Source organism: Ochrobactrum sp. 19YEA23, assembly GCF_029909865.1.
Taxonomy (GTDB): Bacteria; Pseudomonadota; Alphaproteobacteria; order Rhizobiales; family Rhizobiaceae; genus Brucella; species Brucella gambitense.
Map to the genome: position 1 here is coordinate 913,725 of NZ_JASAMQ010000001.1, position 18,239 is coordinate 931,963.

Consider the following 18,239-nt stretch of genomic DNA (forward strand, 5'->3'; position numbering starts at 1 on the left):
CGGGCGCTTTCGCTTATTTAAAAGCTGAGGCCCAGAGATTTCAGATCGGCGGCGAGTTTGGGCGCACCGGTAAAATGCACGGCCTGCCAGCCCGCAGCTTTGGCGCCATCGACATTATGCAGAGAGTCATCGATGAACAGCGTCGAGGCGGGTTCGAGGCCGAATGACGCGACATGCGTCTCGTAGATTTCGCGGTCGGGCTTCAGCATCCTGACGTCGCCCGAAACGGTGACGCCACGGCTTTCCGTCAGGAACGGAAACCGCACCTGCGCTTCGCGGAATGTGTCGGAGGCGAAATTGGTGAGCATGGTGACGTCGTTCCCCGAAGCGATCAGACCGCGCAAAATAGCGACGCTTTCATCATAAGCATGCGGCACCATGCGGGACCAGTTCTGCCTGAAAGCGAGAATCTGGTCGCGCCATTCCGGGTTGGTGTCGATCAACAGCGCCTCGGCATCCTGCCAGCTACGCCCGCGATCCTGCTCGACATTCCAAGCGCCTGTGCACACGGTTTCCAGAAACCAGCGCCGCCGCTCGACATCGGGAATGATGTCGAGATAGGCCAATTCGGGATCGTAATGGATGAGAACCTTGCCGATATCGAAAACCACATGTTTGATTGGAGCGGTCACAGTTTCTTCCTTTTGGGTTTGCCTGTCTGCTTGAATGCTTCTGGCACGGCTGCGGCGATGGCTTTTTTCATCACGGTGGGCAGGGCTTCTCCGGCGAGTTCATCCGGAGCCGACCACCAGCCATTTGCGGCCAAATGCTCACTCACATTGTCAGCCCGATAGACCGACAGGCGCAATTCGAAATGGGTGAAGATATGGGTAATGCTACCCGCCGGGTTCCATGACGCCGGAAAGGGGGCAGCGTTGACCGTCGCATCACCATCGATGCGCGCAGTCCATGGGCTGCCGGGCACTTCCGTCATGCCTGCAAGCAAGCCTTCGCCTTTTCGCTTTTGCAGGAAGATCGCTCCATCTCCGGTAATCGCGACGAAGGCTGCGCCAGTGCGGATCGGCTTTTCCGCCTTTGGCGCTTTGACCGGAAACTCTTCCGGGTCGCGGGTGGCGAGTGCGATGCAGTTATCATTGACAGGACAGATCGAGCAGGCCGGTCGGCGCGGCGTGCAGATCGTTGCGCCGAGGTCCATCATCGCCTGTGCGAAGTCGCCGGGGCGGTCTGACGGTGTCATCTCGGCCATCAGGGCACGGATCTGCGGCTTGGCGGCAGGCAATGGTGTGTCGATGACATAGAGCCGCGAAATGACGCGCTCGACATTGCCGTCCACCACTGCGGCATTTTCGCCAAAGGCAATCGCGGCTATGGCTGCCGATGTGTAATCGCCGATGCCGGGCAGCTCTTTCAATGCTGCCGCATTGTCTGGAAATTTCCCGCCATATTGTGTGGCGACGAGATCGGCGCATTTCTTGAGATTGCGCGCACGCGAATAATAGCCGAGCCCCGCCCAGGCTCGAAGGATGTCGTCTTCGCTGGCGTTTGCCATTGCGCGCACGCTCGGCCAGCGTTCGACGAAAGCCGTGAAATAGGATTTGACGGCCTCGACAGTCGTCTGCTGAAGCATGATTTCCGAAATCCAGACCCGATAAGGATCAGGACGGATGCCGCGTGCCTGTTCAGACGGCGTCACACGCCAGGGCAGAACACGGTGATGGCGATCATACCAGGCCAGAAGCTGGCTGCTGCGTTTTGGGCCGCTGTTTGGCTCATGCGAAGCGGGGATCGGGCGGGCAGTACTGTTCAACGGCAAGGCGGTGTTCCCGGCAAGGTCTGTTTTCTGTAGTTGATAGGAAAAACATCGATAGTGTAAAGCCAAACATGGTCAGCACTTGGCAAATGGGTCTGGCAGGTTACAAATCCTCCCATCGCGCTTTTGCCGTGGAAAGAGAATCAGTGATTAATTCCGTACCGGTTTATGTCATCAATCTCGCGCGTTCGCGAGACCGATGGGAGCGCCTGCAGAAAAGCGCCGAGGCGTTTTCTCTCGATCTGCGCCGCGTTGAGGCTGTGGAAGGCAAGCTTTTGCAGCCGTACGAGCTTGGTGATTTCGACGAGGCCGGTTTCCGACGCTGCCACGGCAAGATCGCGATGCCTGCCGAGATTGGTTGCTATTTCAGCCATATTCGCGCGCTCGAAGTCATCGCTGCGGCACCGGAACCTTTTGCCGTTCTGGTCGAAGACGATGTTCTGTTCACGCCCGCTTTTCAGCCTTTCGTTGAAAAGGCTAGGAAAATCAGCGGTTGGGATGTGATCAAGCTGGTCAATCATCGCACGGCGGCATTTCGATCTTTTCGTCAGGTCGATGATGCGTTTGCAATCGGGCGTTGCTTGCACGGTCCGCTCGGAAGTTCAGCGGCCTATGTCGTGACGCGTAAAGGAGCCGCAAAATTGCTGGCTGGCATACGCCCCATGCAGGTGCCTTACGATGTCGCACTCGAACGGGGATGGGCTGGCAATTACGAGATTTTCACCACGGACAAACCGGTGGTGGAATTCTCCGATGTTGCGGTCTCGACAATTGCGCAGGGACGATCAGCCTACGCTAAAAAACGATTGCCGCCATACAAAAGGCTAACTACGCTTTTTTTCAGAGCTGCCGATTATGTCAGGCGAATCGTTTATGCACTTGCGAAGAGGAAACTCAAAGAGGCGGTCGATTGAGCTATTTCAAAAAATCCTTTTTATTGCGCCGCAGGGTTGACCCCTGGGTTCTTGGCGTGGCTTCCGCAACGATGCCAATTCGGGTCGGACTCGGCCCTTTGATTTTATTCGTATTTTCCTGCATCGGCATTTACATGGCTTGTGGTCGCCATGCGGTTGCCCGGCTGCATTGCAAGAAGTTCTATATTTTCATTGTGCTCTATGCGGCCTGGTCGCTTGGGCTGATCCTGTTTCGCGGCGAACCGTTCAGCGACAACCGCCAGATCGGTTATACGCTGCTAATCGCCGTTTTCGCATTCGCCGGTTCCGGCATGGCTTTAATCCGCGATCCGTTGCGCGCCTATGTGATTGGTGCACGCGTTGGCGTCATTATCGCGACGATCACTGCATTGTACCTCGCTGTCACGGCTGGGGGGCGTATCGGTATTGGCGGCAATCAGGCGGTTTTCGCCTTTGTGGTCGGCGTTTCGGCCATTTCTGCGGCGATCCCTTTGCGCAAGGCATCGCGTTATTTACCGAACGGACCCCACTGGCTCGTGCTTGGTCTGGCGGCGGTTTTGACCTCGGAAACCCGTGCGGTTATCGTGGTTTTGCCGATCTTTGCGGCGGTTGAGATAGTTTTCTTTCTCAGGCGTTTTAGCATCCGCCAGCAGGGCGGTGTTTATGCCGCACTCGCGGTTGCTTTGGCGGCGCTGATTGTCGTGGGGCCGGTCGGGGACGTTATTTCGAAGCGCTTTTCGGGCATGATCGAATATTACGACACTGGTGATAGCAAGCAGTGGGAAGACAAGATATCCGCCGATATCCGCGAGGTGCTTTGGAAGAGCGCGAGCAAGATCATCGCGCAGCATCCGTTTGCGGGTGTCGGCTCCTATTCGAAAATGAATGACGTTAGGGCCGAGGCAGGTGACAAGGCCGAAATGCTGGCCGGGTTCCGCCATGTCCACAATACGGTCCTCGATGAATTGCTGAACGACGGTATCGTCGGGCTGATCTTCATGACCGGAGCGTTCCTGTCTATTTTCATCTATCTCTGGCGCACAACTGATAGCTGGGCGATGCGCAGAGCCTTGATCTATTTCGCCGTGATCAGCGGCAGCTATGGCATGCTGCACAATCCGCTGCTGCACGAGGTTACGATTTCATCGACCATGTTCTTCCTTGCGGCGCTGAATGCAGCGGCGTCCCGTCGCGTGATGGCCGCACGGCGTGCCGGTCTTGAAACGTGCATATTCGGAAAGAAGTCGATTGCATGAAAGCGATAGTAACGGGGGCAGCCGGTTTCATCGGATACCATACGGCGCAACGCCTGCTGGATGCGGGCTGGCAGGTTGTGGGCATCGATAATGTCAATGACTACTATCAGGTCGAGCTGAAGGACACACGGCTTGCCAAGCTCCACGCGCGCGAGGGTTTTCGTTTTGCCAAAGCCGATATTGCGGACGCGGAAGCGATCAAGGTTGCCATCGGCGCGGACAGGGATGCCGATGTGATCGTGCATCTGGCCGCGCAGGCAGGCGTGCGCTATTCTATCGAAAACCCGGCGGCCTATGTCTCGGCCAATGTCATGGGTCAGGTCAATATTTTCGAGACCGCGCTGAAGCTCGAAAAGCGTCCGCCTGTGGTCTATGCCAGCTCATCGTCGGTTTATGGTGCCAACGAGAAAATTCCTTTCTCGGAAAGCGATCCGGTCAATCATCCGGTTTCGGTCTATGCGGCGACGAAACGCTCCGGCGAATTGCTGGCTTTTTCCTATAGCCATGTGCACAAGCTGCATTCGACGGGACTGCGGTTTTTCACGGTTTATGGTCCCTTCGGACGGCCGGATATGGCGCCATGGCTTTTCACTTCGGCCATTTTGAAAGGCGAGCCCATCCGCGTTTTCAACAATGGCGAGATGCAGCGCGACTTCACTTTCGTGGAGGATATCGTCAGCGGCGTCGTCGGCGCGGTAAAGCGCATTCTGGACAAGCCGGAAGAAACCGCACCCGTCTATAATCTCGGCAATAACCGCCCGGTGATGCTGAATGATTTCATTGCGGCCATCGAGAAGGCGACGGGTAGAGAAGCGATCCGCAAGCTGGAGCCGATGCCTGTCGCAGACGTTCCGCGCACCTATGCGGATATCACGCTTGCTGCCCGCGATCTGGGTTTCAGCCCCAAGACCACGCTCGATGAAGGTATTCCTTTGTTTGTGGAGTGGTTTCGCGGCTATAATGGAGCGCGATGAGCGAGCCAAAATCAAAACGCGGATTTAGACCGCTGGCGGATATGACATCGGGGCTGATGGACCCGATGCTCCAGAAACGTGCGGGCATCAATCTCTCGCTGCTACAATCCTGGGAAGATATTGTCGGCCCGGCCATCGGCGCAACGTCACGCCCGCTGCGCATTCTCTGGCCGCGTCGCTTACACGAAGACGATCCGTTCAAACCTGCTACGCTGATCATCGCCTGCGAAGGTTTTGCCGCCTTGCAGATCCAGCACGAGACCGGCGAGATCATCAGCCGGGTCAACGGTTTTCTAGGTTTTTCGGCGATTGGGCGCATTCGCATCGAGCAGAAGCCGCCGGCAATACCGGCGAAGCGCCGGGTCAAGCGTCTCGCTCCACTGGCCCCTTCGGAAGAACGGCGGATCGACAAGGCGACGGACGGAATCGAGGATGACGCCTTGCGGGCCGCCCTTGCACGGCTCGGCAAGAATATTCTGGCCGAAAAACGCGCCTCCGGCAAAAAGAGTGATTAAAGCTTAGCGCGTTGCGAGGAACATCCTGCAATTGCAAAAACACTTAATTGCGATACAAGCTGCCATAAATTTGATGCAAGCCGTGGTCAGTTTGCAGCGAGTTGAATGAGGGGCTGGGTCTGTCGTTCTGAATATGGAAACAATGTCGGCGCTGTGCTGACTTTCATGTGAACGATGCGGGTCTGGTGAATATCTCTCTGCCGCCTTAGATTGTATATCGAAACAACCGAATGAAACAGGACTGGATGATTCGTATGCCTGCAGTGCTTAATCGCAGACACGTCATTTCTCTCGCTGGATCGGCTGCTGCCGGACTGGCTTTTGCAGGAGCTTCTGCAACGGGCGCTCTGGCGCAGGATCGTGCCCCGGAAGGCACCGTCGATGCGGCCAAGATTGCCGAACCGGGCAAGCTCAAGGATATGGTCTACGGTAAGGCCGATGCACCGGTTACGATCATCGAATATGCATCGCTGACCTGCCCGCATTGCGCGGATTTCACGATCAATACTTTCCCGAAAATCAAGGAAAAATATATCGATAGCGGCAAGGCGCGTCTTATTTTCCGTGAGTTCCCGTTCGATCCGCGCGCAACCGCTGCTTTCATGCTGGCACGTTGCGCCCCGGAAGATCGTTATTTCCCGATGGTCGACGTGTTCTTCAAGCAGCAGCAGCAGTGGGCAACCGCCGAAGATGGCGAAGCTGCCCTGCTGCAAATCGCAAAACTTGCCGGTTTTACACAGGAGTCCTTCAAGGCTTGCTTGACGAACCAGCAAGTTCTCGATGATGTGAGAGCAACGATGGAGCGTGGATCGAAGGATTTCGGAGTCAATGCGACGCCGACTTTCTTCATTAACGGACAAAAATACGCTGGAGCCCTTTCGGTTGACGAGATGTCGGCAATCATCGACAAGCTTCTCTGACCCGTTTTTCCGGATGAAAAGCGGACGCATCACTGCGTCCGCTTTTGCCGTTTCTGGAATGGGCGATAAAATCGGGGGAGTTTGCTGATGCGCTTCTCCAAATTGCGCCTTGTCGGTTTCAAGTCCTTCGTCGAACCCATGGAGTTCGTGATCGAAGGCGGACTGACGGGTGTCGTCGGGCCAAATGGCTGCGGCAAATCCAATCTCGTTGAAGCGCTGCGCTGGGTGATGGGTGAAAACTCATACAAGAACATGCGTGCTTCCGGCATGGATGATGTGATTTTCTCCGGTTCCGCCACGCGCCCGGCGCGCAACACGGCGGAAGTGACGCTTTTCCTCGATAATTCCGCCCGCACGGCTCCGGCCAGCTATAATGATGCCGATGAGTTGCAGGTGTCGCGCCGTATCGAGCGCGAGGCTGGCTCGGTCTATCGCATCAATGGCAAGGAAGCCCGTGCCAAGGATGTGCAGCTTCTCTTTGCGGATCAGTCGACGGGCGCGCGTTCACCGTCCATGGTCGGGCAGGGGCGCATTGGCGAGCTTATTCAGGCGAAGCCGCAGGCACGCCGCGCTTTGCTGGAAGAAGCTGCCGGTATTTCCGGCCTGCATACGCGCCGTCACGAAGCGGAATTGCGCCTGCGCGCTGCCGAGGGCAATCTCGACCGTCTGGACGATGTGGTCGGTGAATTGGGCAGCCAGATTGAAAGCCTGAAGCGGCAAGCCCGTCAGGCCAATCGTTTCAAGGCGCTTTCCGCGGATATCCGCCGTGCCGAAGCCGCCTTGCTGCATCTGCGCTGGAGCCAGGCCAAGGTTCAGGAAGGCGAGGCGCAAAGCGCCTTGTCGGCCTCAACTGCGACCGTCGGCGATATGGCGCAGGCGCAGATGAATGCAGCCCGCGATCAGTCCGTCGGTGCGCACAAGCTGCCGGAACTGCGTGATGCGGAAGCCAAGGCCGCCGCCGCCTTGCAGCGCCTTTCGATCGCCCGCACCCAGCTTGACGAAGAGGACGGACGCATTCGCGCCCGCCGCGCCGAGCTGATGAAGCGGCTGGAACAGCTGACCGCCGACATTGCCCGTGAAGAGCAGATGGTGCGCGAGAACGCCGATATTCTGGCAAAGCTGGAAGAAGAAGAACAGGAACTGGTCGCTTCCAACGAAGCATCGGGCGAGCGCGACGAGGAATTGCGCGCGCTGTTCGAGGAAGCGGAAATCCGCCTGACCGATAGCGAAGGTGCACTGGCGCGGGTCACCGCTGAGCGCGCGGAAGCGACTGCTGAACGGGCGCAGATCGAGCGCGCGCTGAAGGAAACGCAAGGTCAGCGCGACCGGCTTGCCGTGCAGATGGACAATATCGAGCGCGATATTGCATCCGTGGTGGAGCAGATAGGCGGTCTGTTCGATCCGGCTGAAAAGCGCATCGTGGTCGATGCCTGTGCAGATGCTCTGGCCGCGGCGGAAGAAGCGGTCGTTGCGGCAGAAGAACTGGTCGCAGGCGCACGCGAAGTGGAAGCAGCAAGCCGCCAGCCTTTGAACGAAGCGCGCACCGAACTGAACCGCATCGAGACGGAAGCACAGACGCTGGCGCGTATCCTCAATGCTGGCGAAACCGGCCAGTTTCCGCCTGTTGTTGAAGAGTTGCGGGTCGAAAAGGGCTATGAAATTGCACTGGGTGCGGCGCTTGGTGAAGACCTCGACGCGGCCAGCGATGAGCATGCCCCGGTCTACTGGGCTTATAATCCGGCACCGGACGCCGATCCTGCCTTGCCGCAAGGCGCGACCCCGCTTGACCGGCTGGTCGACGGGCCGCAGCAGCTGCGTCGCAGACTGGCGCAGGTCGGTGTCGTTTCGGACAGCGAAGGTCAGCGTTTGCAGGCGCTTTTGCGTCCCGGACAGCGGCTGGTGAGCAAGGCTGGCGCGCTGTGGCGCTGGGATGGGTATACGGCAAGCGCTGATGCGCCGACGCCGGCTGCACAGCGTCTGGCCCAGAAGAACCGCCTGAGCGAGTTGGAGCAGGAATCCATCGCCGCCCGCGAGAGCGTCGAGGAGGCCGAACAGGCCGTGCATCGCGCCGAAGCTTCGGTGCGCGAAGCTGTTGAGCATGAGCGCGTTGCGCGCGATCAGTGGCGCACCAATCAGCGCAAGCTGGACGAAGCGCGTGAAGCGCTGGCGGTTGCCGAGCGTGCGGCAGGGCAGCTTGCAACCCGCCGTTCAGCTCTGGATGAATCCAAGGCGCGACTGGAAGAGAATCTGGAAGAAGCGCAGATTCGCGTTGCAGAAGCGGAAGACCGGCTCGGCGAAATGCCGGATCTGGACGCCATTGCGCAACGCCTTGCGGCAATGACGAGTGAAGTTCTCTCCGATCGCACGGCGCTGGCCGAAGCACGCGCCGCTTATGAAGGGCTGCGTCGTGAGGCCGAAGCGCGATTGCGACGTCTGGACATGATTGCGCTGGAACGGCGCAACTGGAGTTCGCGCGCGGAAAATGCCGACCGGCAAATTGCGTCGCTGAACGATCGCCGCACGGAGACGGCGGACGAGGCGGAAGGTCTGGCTGAAGCGCCGGACGAGATCGAAGCGCGCCGCCGTGCGCTCCTGAACGAGCTGTCACTGGCCGATGATCGCCGCAAGCAAGCTGCGGACATTTTGGCCGCGGCTGAAACCGCGCAAGCCGAACTCGACAAGGCGGCGACGCTTGCCATCCAGCAACTGGCATCGAGCCGTGAACAGCGCGCCCGCGCCGAGGAACGTCTTGCCGCCGCTGAAGAGCGGCGCAAGGATGCGGAAGCCCGCATCGTCGAGGCACTGAATTGTGCGCCGCATGAGGCCATCCGCCATACCGGGCTGAAAGCCGACGATCCGATTCCCGATCCTGATCAGCTGGAGCGCCAGTTGGAGCGGCTCAAAATTGAGCGTGAGCGGCTTGGCGCGGTGAACCTGCGCGCCGAAGAAGAAAGCCAGGAGCTTTCGGACCGTCTCGACGCGATTGTGTCCGAGCGCGAGGATGTCATCGAGGCGATCAAGAAGCTGCGTCAGGCGATCCAGAGCTTGAATCGCGAAGGGCGCGAGCGTCTGCTGGCTGCCTTCGAGGTGGTGAATGTGCAGTTCCAGCGTCTGTTCACGCATCTGTTCGGTGGTGGTACGGCAGAACTGCAACTGATCGAAAGCGACGACCCGCTGGAAGCCGGGCTTGAAATTCTCGCCCGTCCGCCCGGCAAGAAGCCGCAGACCATGACGCTGCTTTCAGGCGGCGAGCAGGCGCTGACGGCCATGGCGCTGATCTTTGCGGTGTTCCTCACCAATCCGGCGCCAATCTGCGTGCTGGACGAAGTGGACGCGCCGCTCGACGACCATAATGTCGAGCGCTATTGCAATCTGATGGACGAAATGGCGGCTTCGACCGAAACGCGCTTCGTGGTCATCACGCATAACCCGATCACCATGGCGCGCATGAACCGTCTGTTCGGCGTCACCATGGGCGAGCAGGGCGTCAGCCAGCTTGTTTCGGTTGATCTGCAGACGGCGGAACGCCTGCGCGAAGCAAGCTGATCCGTTTCGCATTTTTCGCGATAAGTCCGACGTCTACTCTTCTTCTCTGTCTTCTAAATCCTCATCGTCGTCATCGGATTCGATGACTTCCCAGATGAAGGCGTGAAGGCGATCTTCAATGCTCTTTTTGGAGGCGCCTGTGGCTTCCATTTCGCGTTTGATCCGGAAGAATCGATCCTTGTCGGACTGGGACAAGTATCGCGCTGCGGATTCGAGGGCTGACAAGGACGTGGACATGGGCTGCTCTAATTTTCACTCCAGACTGCAAGTTCATTACCCGCCGGATCAGTGAAATGAAAGCGGCGTCCGCCCGGAAATGCAAAGATCGGCTTGACGATGGTGCCTCCAGCTTCGGTCACGGCTTGAAGCGCGGTTTCGAGCCTCTGCGCGTAAAGCACGGGTAGCGGCTTCGTTGTCGCTTGCGGGTCGGCGTCAAACCCCCCGTCCAGCCCTTCGGAATAGGCGGAATAAGTGGGACCGTAATCGGTGAAAGACCAGCCGAACGCCCGTGCATAGAAGCTTTTTGTCGCGTCGAGTGAGCCATTGGCTGCGGGCATTTCGAGATAATCGAGTTTGCCAGTGATGCGCATCGCATCCTCCTGATGTTCATTATTTGTTCCTATTCTTGCGGCATCTGAGGAGGAGAGTCAATCGTCCGGTGTCCATGGGAGCTTTCAAAGCGTCACCGTTGTCGCGGCTCGACTTTTTTCGTTGGCACAGACAAGGTGATCGCACAGGCAACGAGGGTGGTTGCAGAGAGCGTTTGCGTCTGGCGCGGGGGGCAAGAACCGGTCGTTTTTCTGGTGCCTTCGACCTTGAGAGTATTCTCTAAAAGTTTTTTGGCTCTTTATTTTGCCGTTGTCGCTCTGCCAATCGCTTTTTCAGCTTTCACGAAGCCACGCCACGAATTCTTCGAAACTGTGATTGAGTTTCACATTGGCGACTTCATTTGCGCCAGTCCCATCTTAGCGGTTCAGTCGATTTAACTGTAGTTTGTTCTATGCATTCGATAACTTCTATAAACGTGCGTCGTTAGAAAAATACAAAATTTAGATCAATTTACGCCTCTCGCTTATTCTATCCAAACTTAAGGGCCGAATTTAACTGATTTAAAAAAGATAGTAAAAAACGTTTGTCTGTGCAATTATCCAAATCGACACTACCGAAATTCCAACCTGATTTTCATCCCTGAGTGGGGGGCTGACTTTTGGCAGGCAGCGGGATTGGGTTGGTTGGCACGTTTGTGAGGTCAGGAGTTCATCGTGGCAATCATGTTCGTCAGAGCACAGATGATCAGCAGAGGTGCGGGACGTAATATTATATCAGCGGCTTCTTACCGGCATCGCACCCGAATGAGAGACGGTCAGACCGGGATCTCATTCAACTATCGTGGTGGCGACGATGATTTGGTCCATGAAGAACTGGCTTTGCCGGACGATGTTCCGGGTTGGTTGCGGTTGGCGATAGATGGCAAGACTGCCGCTGGCGCGAGCGAAGTGTTGTGGAACGCCGTCGATGCTTTTGAGAAACGAGCCGATGCGCAGCTCGCCCGCGAGTTGATCATTGCGCTCCCAGAAGAACTGACGCGGGCGGAGAATATTGCCCTGGTTCGGGAGTTCGTCCGGGACAATCTGACTGCGAAGGGTATGATTGCTGACTGGGTCTATCACGACAAGGATGGTGATCCCCATATTCACCTGCTGACTGCGCTCAGGCCCCTGACAGAAACGGGTTTCGGTCCCAAATATGTGCCGGTTCTCCGACCTGACGGGAAACCATTGCGTGAGGTAAAGTCGAACCGCCATAACGGGGATATTGTTTATACGTGTTGGGCTGGTGACAAAGAGACCATGAAAGCGTGGAAGCTTGCTTGGGCAGAGACGGCGAGCCGCTATCTTGCGCTCTCTGGTCATGATATTCGCCTTGATGGGCGCTCTTATGCTGAGCAGGGTCTGGATGGAATCGCCCAGAAACATCTTGGGCCAGCAAAGACTGCAATGTCTCGCAAGGGCGTGGAGATGTATTTCGCGCCGGCCGAACTTGCGCGTCGGCAGGAAATGGCTGATCGACTGCTTGCTGACCCCGGACTTCTTCTCAAACGCCTCGGCATTGAGCGTTCGACCTTTGATGAGAAGGATATCGCCAGGACACTGCATCGTTATGTTGATGATCCGGGCGATTTTGCCAATATTCGCTCACGGCTGATGGCGTCTGACGATCTAGTACTGTTGAAGCCACAACAGGTGGATCGGCAGACAGGCAAGGCAAACGAGCCCGCAATCTTTACCACCCGGGAGATCCTGCGTGTTGAATATGACATGGCGCGGTCAGCGGAGGTTTTGTCAAAGCGCAAGGGCTTTGGAATTGCTGCTGCGAAGATTGCAGCGGGCATCCAGAAATTCGAAACGGCGGATCCGGGCAAATCTTTTAAGCTTGATCTAGAGCAGATTGACGCCATTCGTCATGTCACCGGCGACAGTGCCATTTCCACCGTGGTCGGGCTTGCGGGTGCTGGCAAGTCCACGCTTCTTGCCACTGCCCGTATTGCCTGGGAAAATGAGCGCAGGGATGTCTTTGGAGCAGCCTTATCCGGTAAAGCTGCGGAAGGATTGGAGGATAGCTCTGGCATAAAATCGCGAACCCTTGCCGCTTGGGAACTTGGCTGGGAGAATGGTCGTGATCTTCTCAAACGCGGAGACATCTTCGTAGTGGACGAAGCCGCTATGGTGTCTTCTGAGCAGATGGCACGCGTGTTGAAGGCGGTTGAGAATGCCGGTGCAAAAGCCGTTCTGGTCGGTGATGCGATGCAGCTTCAGCCAATCCAGGCCGGTGCAGCCTTCCGGGCAATAACGGAGCGGATTGGTTTCGCCGAGCTTGCCGGTGTCCGCCGCCAACGAGAAGCCTGGGCACGCGATGCCTCCAGGCTTTTTGCGCAGGGCAAGGTCGAAGAGGGGCTCGATGCCTATGCTCAAAAGGGGCACATAATCGAAGCCAAGCGACGCGCCGAGGTTATAGAGCGTCTTGTTGCTGACTGGAACATGGCGCGCCGAGAAGCAATCGAACGCTCGGTTGGTCAAGGAATAGGCGCTCGTCTTCCCGGTGACGAGATGCTGGTGCTCGCCCATACCAATAAAGATGTAAGGCGCTTGAACGAATCCCTGCGCATCGTCATGCACAGGGAGGGTGCTCTGACAAACGCTCGTGAGTTTCGCACGGAGCGCGGCGTTCGAGAATTTGGCTGCGGCGACCGGGTCATCTTTCTAGAAAATGCCCGCCTTGTGGAAAAGCGTGCAAAGCATCTTGGTCCGCAGTATGTCAAAAACGGTATGCTCGGTACTGTCGTTTCGACCGGTGGCAAAGGTGGGCGTCCGCTGTTATCGATCCGTCTCGACACTGGCCGGGATGTGGTGCTTAGCGAGGACAGCTATCGCAATATCGACCATGGCTATGCTGTGACCATCCATAAATCGCAAGGCGTGACCGTTGGTCGGACATTTGTGCTCGCTACCGGCATGATGGATCAGCATCTGACCTATGTGTCCATGACCCGTCATCGTGACCGCGCCGATCTCTATGCCACACGCGAGGATTTTGAGCCAAAAGCGGAATGGGGCGGGAAATCGCGTGTTGATCATGCAGCCGGTGTTACCGGCGAACTGACCGGTATGGCGAAGTTCCGGCCACAGGATAAGGATGCGGATGAAAGTCCCTATGCTGATGTGAAGAGAGACGACGGAACCGTGCACCGGCTCTGGGGCGTCAGTCTGCCCAAGGCTCTGTCCGACGGAGGCGTCTCAGAAGGCGATACTGCACTTCTTCGAAAAGACGGTGTTGAAATCGTCAAGGTCAAAATCCCTGTCACAGACAATGAGACCGGCAGGAAGAGTTTTGAGGAACGCGAAGTCGAGCGAAAAGTCTGGACGGCAAAGCAGCTCGAAACTGCTATTATTCGAAGTGAGCGGATCGAGCGCGAAAGCCATAGGCCGGAATTGTTTGGGCAACTGGTTGAACGTCTTGGCCGTTCAGGTGCTAAAACCACAACGCTCGATTTTGAGAATGAAGCTGGTTATCGGGCGTATGCGCATGACTTTGCCCGTCGGCGTGGTATCGACACGCTTGCCGGAGTTGTAGCGAGCATAGAAGAGCGTGTCGGACAAAAGCTGGCGTGGCTTGATGACAAGCGCGGACAAGTGGCAAAGCTTTGGGAACGGGCGAGCGTAGCGCTTGATATCAGGATCGAACGCGAGAAAAGCGTTTCCTATAACGAACAACGTTCGCCACACCTTGCAGTACGGCCACCTGAAAAATCAGAGCAACGAGGCGGCGACGGGCCTCATCTTCTTCCATCAATAATCCGGTTCGTCCGCAGCCTAGAAGAGGATGCCAGACGCGCGCAGTTGCAATCGGATCGCTGGAAGGAGCGGGAGGTCATGCTTCGCCCTGTGCTGGAAAAGGTCTATTCGAAGCCTGATGGCGCATTAGCCAGACTCAATGCAATTGCGTCGAATAGGCAAATAGAACCACGTGGCCTTGCCGAAGATATTGCCGCTAAACCAGAACGTCTTGGCCTGATCCGGGGATCTGGTTCTCTGTTCGATAGTCGCGCCGCTCGGTATGAACGCAAGGCTGCGCTTAGCGCTCTTGCTGACCTTGTTGCGCTGGCGCGTGCGCATGCGACAGAATTCCGTCGTCAGGCGGAGCGTTTTGATATGCGCGAAGAGCAACGCCGCGCCTATATGGCGCTGTCGATCCCTGCTCTCTCGAAGCAGGCAATGGCTCGCCTTGTCGAAATCGAAGCGGTGCGCGAGCGCGGTGGATCCGATGCCTATAAGACGGCCTTTGCACATGCTGCGGGGGATCGTCAGTTGGTCCAGCAAGTAAAGGCGATCAATGAGGCGTTGACCGCGCGCTTTGGCTGGTCGGCCTTTACCGACAAAGCTGATGCCGTGGCTGAACGTAATATCCTCGAGCGCATGCCGGAGAACCTCGATCCAGATCGGCGCGAAAAACTGACGCGTCTTTTTACCATTATACGTCGTTTTGCCGAGGAACAGCATCTTGCCGAAACAAGGGGCCGTTCGAAGGTTGTTGCAGCTGCCAGCATCGAGCCATGCGCGAAAATAAATGCCGTGTTGCCGATGCTGACAGCCGTGACGGAGTTCAAAACGCCAATAGAAGATGAGGCAAAGGCGAGGGCGCTCACAGCCAATCATTACCAATACAATCGCGCAGCCCTTGCTAAAACAGCATCCAACATCTGGCGTGATCCGGCAGGTGCCGTCGACAAAATTGAAGCCTTGATTATTAAAGGTTTTGCGGCTGAGCGGATTGCGGCAGCGGTTGCTAACGATCCCGCAGCCTATGGCGCATTGCGTGGTTCTGACCGCATCATGGATAAGTTTCTGGCATCTGGGCGCGAACGAAAAGAAGCGCTTCTGGCTGTTTCAGACGCAGATAGCCGTGTTCGGTCGTTGGGTGCATCTTACGCGACGGCGCTGAGCAACGAGACCAAAGCGATTACCGGGGAGCGCCAGCGCATGGGAATTGCCATTCCAGGTTTGTCACCTGCAGCCGAAGTGGCATTGCGTAGGCTCACACAGACCATGAAGAAGAAAGGCGCAAATCTCAAAGCGGAAGCCGGGCTACTGCACGGCAATATCATACGGGAATTCGCCACCGTCAGCAGGGCGCTTGATCTGAGGTTCGGGCGTGATGCGATCCTGCGCAGCGAAACGACCGTCACCAACAGTGTGGCACCGACGCAACGCCGGGCATTCGAGACAATGCAGGAGGATTTGAAAATCTTGCAGCAAACTGTTCGCATGCAGGCAAGTCAGAAAATCGTAGCCGAACGTCAGCGTCGTGCGCTCGAACGAGGACGCGGGATAACGTATTAAGTTTGGCGTCAGTATGTGGAAATTCTAGCTTTGCTGAGCGGGTTGCAATCGCGCACATACTTCCCGCGTTTGATCAACTCGTGTCACCAGTTTTGCGTGATGACCGGAATTCTGCCGACCGCATTTCGGTTTCAAAAGTGCCTGAAGCTCAACCTCGGCAGTATATTGTATGCAAAGATTGTGTAGCGATAGCCTATGGCCACGTGGTCATGTTCCTCACTATCAACAGACAGAGTGTGTGGTTGGCAGAATAGTGTCACTTGTTGCCCCGCTTTAGGGCGAAAATCGCAGCATCTTTGTAGTGAATTTGCGCGCGCGATCGCCAACGTTTCTTTGTGATGATTTCTTTGGGCTACCGATCACACCATTTAGTCAAATTAAATTTTCTCCTCCAAAAGGAGGACAGACGTTGGTGGCTTCGTGAAGCACATTGCTCAATCTTTCAATTGCCGGAGGAAAATCGGTGTCTTTTTCCCGCTCAGTTGCTGTTGAAGCAAATTTCTTCAAGAAACGTGTCTCCCCACTTTCGCTTGGTGCTGGAACCGGTCGAGCGATGGCTCATCACGGAGAAATACTTCAAGGGGTTTTCTCTGACGATGCGGGAGGCCTACACAGAGCATTGATTACGCTGCCGTGTCCGGCGTTGGAATCCGTGGTTACGTTTTGGCCTGAAAACGGAAATAAGATCCGCACGCGTCCAGCAGGCATGAGCAAAGCTGCCCGCGCGGCGCGCCTGACCTTGGACGCGTTGGGAAAACCGGACATGGCGGGATGTCTCACGATTGAAACGAACATACCGATCAGTCTAGGTTTTGGATCATCGACTGCGGACGTTGTGGCAGCAATAAGAGCGGTTTCAGTTGCTATGGGCGTTGAACTCCGACACGCGCTTATATGTCGTTTGGCTGTGGCGGCTGAGACCGCTAGCGATTCTATCGTTTTTGGCGAGCATGCTGTTCTATTCGCCCACAGGGAAGGGCACGTCATGGAATTTTTCCCGGGCGAATATCCTCCCTTAATGGTTGTGGGTTTTATTTCGCCAGATGATCCACCCGTAGATACGTTAACGTTCACACCTGCCCGTTACGATCAATCCGAGATCGAGAGCTTCCGGGTGCTCCGTGGTCTTGCCCGCAAGGCGGTCCTTGACCAGGATGTCGGCTTGCTTGGCCGTGTCGCAACAGCAAGTGCCCGGATAAATCAACAACATCTCCCGAAAAGGCATTTTGATGATCTTCTCAAGATCGGGGAAAATAGCAACGCACTCGGCGTGCAGGTCGCCCACAGTGGAAACCTGATGGGCCTTCTGATGGATGCCAATGATCCGGAAGTTGATTTAAAGATTGGCGCAGCAGTGGAGGCGGCGGCCGAGTTGGGATTTGCGGGCCTTCATCAGTTCTCCGTCTACAACGACGTCGAGATTCTCGGGGCGGTGTCATGAATTCGGTGTCTTTTCTTCATGATTACGAAACACCCCAGATGATTGAGTTGCAGCCGAATTTCTATTTGGCTCAATTTCGTTTGATGAAACTGCTGCCAGCCCACTACATGCTGGATCGTGCAGAGGAAAAAGGTTTTCTAAAACCCGGCGATCATATCGTTGAGACGAGTTCAGGAACATTTGCTTTGGCGTTGGCGATGCTATCTACAATTCGTGGTTATCGCCTTACAATTGTCAGCGCTACAAGCCTTATGGATGGTTCGTTCAAGGAACGGCTCGAGCAGCTTGGCGCCGTGGTGAGGCTGGTTGATGATCCGAGCCGGACAGGCAATCAGGACGGTCGTCTCGCTGAATTACATCGCGTGCTTGCCGAGACACCGGACGCTTTCTGGCCCAAACAATACGACAACCCTGACAATCCGGCGGCCTATTCGCGTCTTGCGGAGGTCATTGTAGATCATCTGGGTCAAGTCGATTGTCTGGTCGGGTGCGTCGGTTCCGGCGGATCGCTATGTGGCGCGACGCGCTATCTCCGTCGGATTTATCCAGATATGCGTGCGGTAGCGGTTGATACGAACAATAGTGTTCTCTTCGGACAAGAAGCCGGGCCGCGCCTGTTACGCGGACTTGGAAACAGTATTGTGCCAAAAAACCTCGATCACGGGTTAATCGACGAAGTGCATTGGGTGGGAGGCTTACAGGCCTTTGCTGCTACACGCGAACTGTTTCGAACCCATGCAATCTTTGTCGGCCCCTCGGGCGGAGCTTCTGCCCTCGTTGGAAATTGGCATGCAAGTAGCGAGCCCCGTAAAACCATAGTCGCCATTACGGCTGACGAAGGTTATCGATACCAGTCGACTATTTATTCCGACGACTGGCTGAATAGCCAAATGGGCTGGCCGACTAAAATGGAACCACATCCGCGGAAGCTGTCAGAAGCTAGATCGGATGGGGACGAAGCGTGGACTTATATGGACTGGGCGCGGCATCAGTCACCTGCTTGAT

13 protein-coding genes are annotated in these 18,239 nt (G+C 56.4%); 9 read left to right on the forward strand and 4 right to left on the reverse strand.

The window, feature by feature from the left end; translation table 11 throughout:
* Positions 1 to 17: 17 nt before the first annotated feature.
* Entirely contained in the window at positions 18 to 632 is a 615-nt protein-coding gene (locus QBD01_RS04180; RefSeq protein ID WP_280991712.1) for an HAD family phosphatase, read from the reverse strand.
* Positions 629 to 1,747 carry an A/G-specific adenine glycosylase gene (mutY, locus tag QBD01_RS04185; RefSeq protein ID WP_280992106.1) on the reverse strand — a complete coding sequence of 373 codons (1,119 nt, stop codon included), beginning with the start codon at positions 1,745 to 1,747 and terminating at the stop codon, positions 629 to 631. The genes QBD01_RS04180 and mutY overlap by 4 nt, the downstream gene beginning before the upstream one ends.
* A 170-nt stretch (positions 1,748 to 1,917) precedes the next feature.
* Between mutY and QBD01_RS04190 the strand changes: the two genes are divergently transcribed.
* The 6 genes from QBD01_RS04190 (at position 1,918) to QBD01_RS04215 (ending at position 9,896) form a co-directional block, all read left to right on the forward strand.
* Positions 1,918 to 2,685: a glycosyltransferase family 25 protein gene (locus QBD01_RS04190; RefSeq protein WP_280991713.1), complete on the forward strand. Its 768-nt coding sequence runs from the start codon at positions 1,918 to 1,920 to the stop codon at positions 2,683 to 2,685.
* A gap of 134 nt (positions 2,686 to 2,819) precedes the next feature.
* Positions 2,820 to 3,941: an O-antigen ligase family protein gene (locus QBD01_RS04195; protein ID WP_280991714.1), complete on the forward strand. Its 1,122-nt coding sequence runs from the start codon at positions 2,820 to 2,822 to the stop codon at positions 3,939 to 3,941.
* Positions 3,938 to 4,915: an SDR family NAD(P)-dependent oxidoreductase gene (locus QBD01_RS04200; RefSeq protein ID WP_280991715.1), complete on the forward strand. Its 978-nt coding sequence runs from the start codon at positions 3,938 to 3,940 to the stop codon at positions 4,913 to 4,915. The genes QBD01_RS04195 and QBD01_RS04200 overlap by 4 nt, the downstream gene beginning before the upstream one ends.
* Positions 4,912 to 5,430: a DUF721 domain-containing protein gene (locus tag QBD01_RS04205; protein WP_280991716.1), complete on the forward strand. Its 519-nt coding sequence runs from the start codon at positions 4,912 to 4,914 to the stop codon at positions 5,428 to 5,430. The genes QBD01_RS04200 and QBD01_RS04205 overlap by 4 nt, the downstream gene beginning before the upstream one ends.
* A 254-nt stretch (positions 5,431 to 5,684) precedes the next feature.
* Positions 5,685 to 6,350 (forward strand): DsbA family protein, encoded by a 666-nt coding sequence (locus QBD01_RS04210; protein ID WP_182522643.1) that lies wholly within the window; start codon positions 5,685 to 5,687, stop codon positions 6,348 to 6,350.
* 87 nt (positions 6,351 to 6,437) lie between these two features.
* Positions 6,438 to 9,896 carry a chromosome segregation SMC family protein gene (locus QBD01_RS04215; RefSeq protein ID WP_280991717.1) on the forward strand — a complete coding sequence of 1,153 codons (3,459 nt, stop codon included), beginning with the start codon at positions 6,438 to 6,440 and terminating at the stop codon, positions 9,894 to 9,896.
* Between the two features lie 33 nt (positions 9,897 to 9,929).
* On the opposite strand, the gene QBD01_RS04220 is transcribed toward QBD01_RS04215, so the two are convergent.
* Together QBD01_RS04220 and QBD01_RS04225 are read right to left on the reverse strand one after the other, a co-directional pair.
* Positions 9,930 to 10,133, reverse strand: a complete 204-nt coding sequence (locus QBD01_RS04220; RefSeq protein WP_280991718.1) for a hypothetical protein — start codon at positions 10,131 to 10,133, stop codon at positions 9,930 to 9,932.
* An 8-nt stretch (positions 10,134 to 10,141) separates the two neighbouring features.
* Positions 10,142 to 10,486: a VOC family protein gene (locus tag QBD01_RS04225; protein WP_280991719.1), complete on the reverse strand. Its 345-nt coding sequence runs from the start codon at positions 10,484 to 10,486 to the stop codon at positions 10,142 to 10,144.
* A gap of 672 nt (positions 10,487 to 11,158) precedes the next feature.
* Between QBD01_RS04225 and traA the strand changes: the two genes are divergently transcribed.
* The 3 genes from traA to QBD01_RS04240 all read left to right on the forward strand — a co-directional run bounded on the left by traA (position 11,159) and on the right by QBD01_RS04240 (position 18,238).
* Complete coding sequence (traA, locus tag QBD01_RS04230) at positions 11,159 to 15,793, forward strand: Ti-type conjugative transfer relaxase TraA (protein WP_280991720.1); 4,635 nt, start codon at positions 11,159 to 11,161, stop codon at positions 15,791 to 15,793.
* A 430-nt stretch (positions 15,794 to 16,223) separates the two neighbouring features.
* Positions 16,224 to 17,234 carry a kinase gene (locus QBD01_RS04235; RefSeq protein ID WP_280991721.1) on the forward strand — a complete coding sequence of 337 codons (1,011 nt, stop codon included), beginning with the start codon at positions 16,224 to 16,226 and terminating at the stop codon, positions 17,232 to 17,234.
* Positions 17,231 to 18,238, forward strand: coding sequence for a cysteine synthase family protein (locus QBD01_RS04240; RefSeq protein ID WP_280991722.1), 1,008 nt, complete (start codon positions 17,231 to 17,233; stop codon positions 18,236 to 18,238). The genes QBD01_RS04235 and QBD01_RS04240 overlap by 4 nt, the downstream gene beginning before the upstream one ends.
* Position 18,239: the final 1 nt, after the last annotated feature.

What these genes read in the sequence shown, in the direction of transcription:
- QBD01_RS04195 (WP_280991714.1), top strand. Translation starts at nt 2,820, where the DNA reads ATGGCTTGTGGTCGCCATGCGGTTGCCCGGCTGCATTGCAAGAAGTTC.
- QBD01_RS04200 (WP_280991715.1), top strand. Translation starts at nt 3,938, where the DNA reads ATGAAAGCGATAGTAACGGGGGCAGCCGGTTTCATCGGATACCATACG.
- QBD01_RS04205 (WP_280991716.1), top strand. Translation starts at nt 4,912, where the DNA reads ATGAGCGAGCCAAAATCAAAACGCGGATTTAGACCGCTGGCGGATATG.
- QBD01_RS04210 (WP_182522643.1), top strand. Translation starts at nt 5,685, where the DNA reads ATGCCTGCAGTGCTTAATCGCAGACACGTCATTTCTCTCGCTGGATCG.
- QBD01_RS04215 (WP_280991717.1), top strand. Translation starts at nt 6,438, where the DNA reads ATGCGCTTCTCCAAATTGCGCCTTGTCGGTTTCAAGTCCTTCGTCGAA.
- QBD01_RS04220 (WP_280991718.1), bottom strand. Translation starts at nt 10,133, where the DNA reads ATGTCCACGTCCTTGTCAGCCCTCGAATCCGCAGCGCGATACTTGTCC.
- QBD01_RS04225 (WP_280991719.1), bottom strand. Translation starts at nt 10,486, where the DNA reads ATGCGCATCACTGGCAAACTCGATTATCTCGAAATGCCCGCAGCCAAT.
- QBD01_RS04240 (WP_280991722.1), top strand. Translation starts at nt 17,231, where the DNA reads ATGAATTCGGTGTCTTTTCTTCATGATTACGAAACACCCCAGATGATT.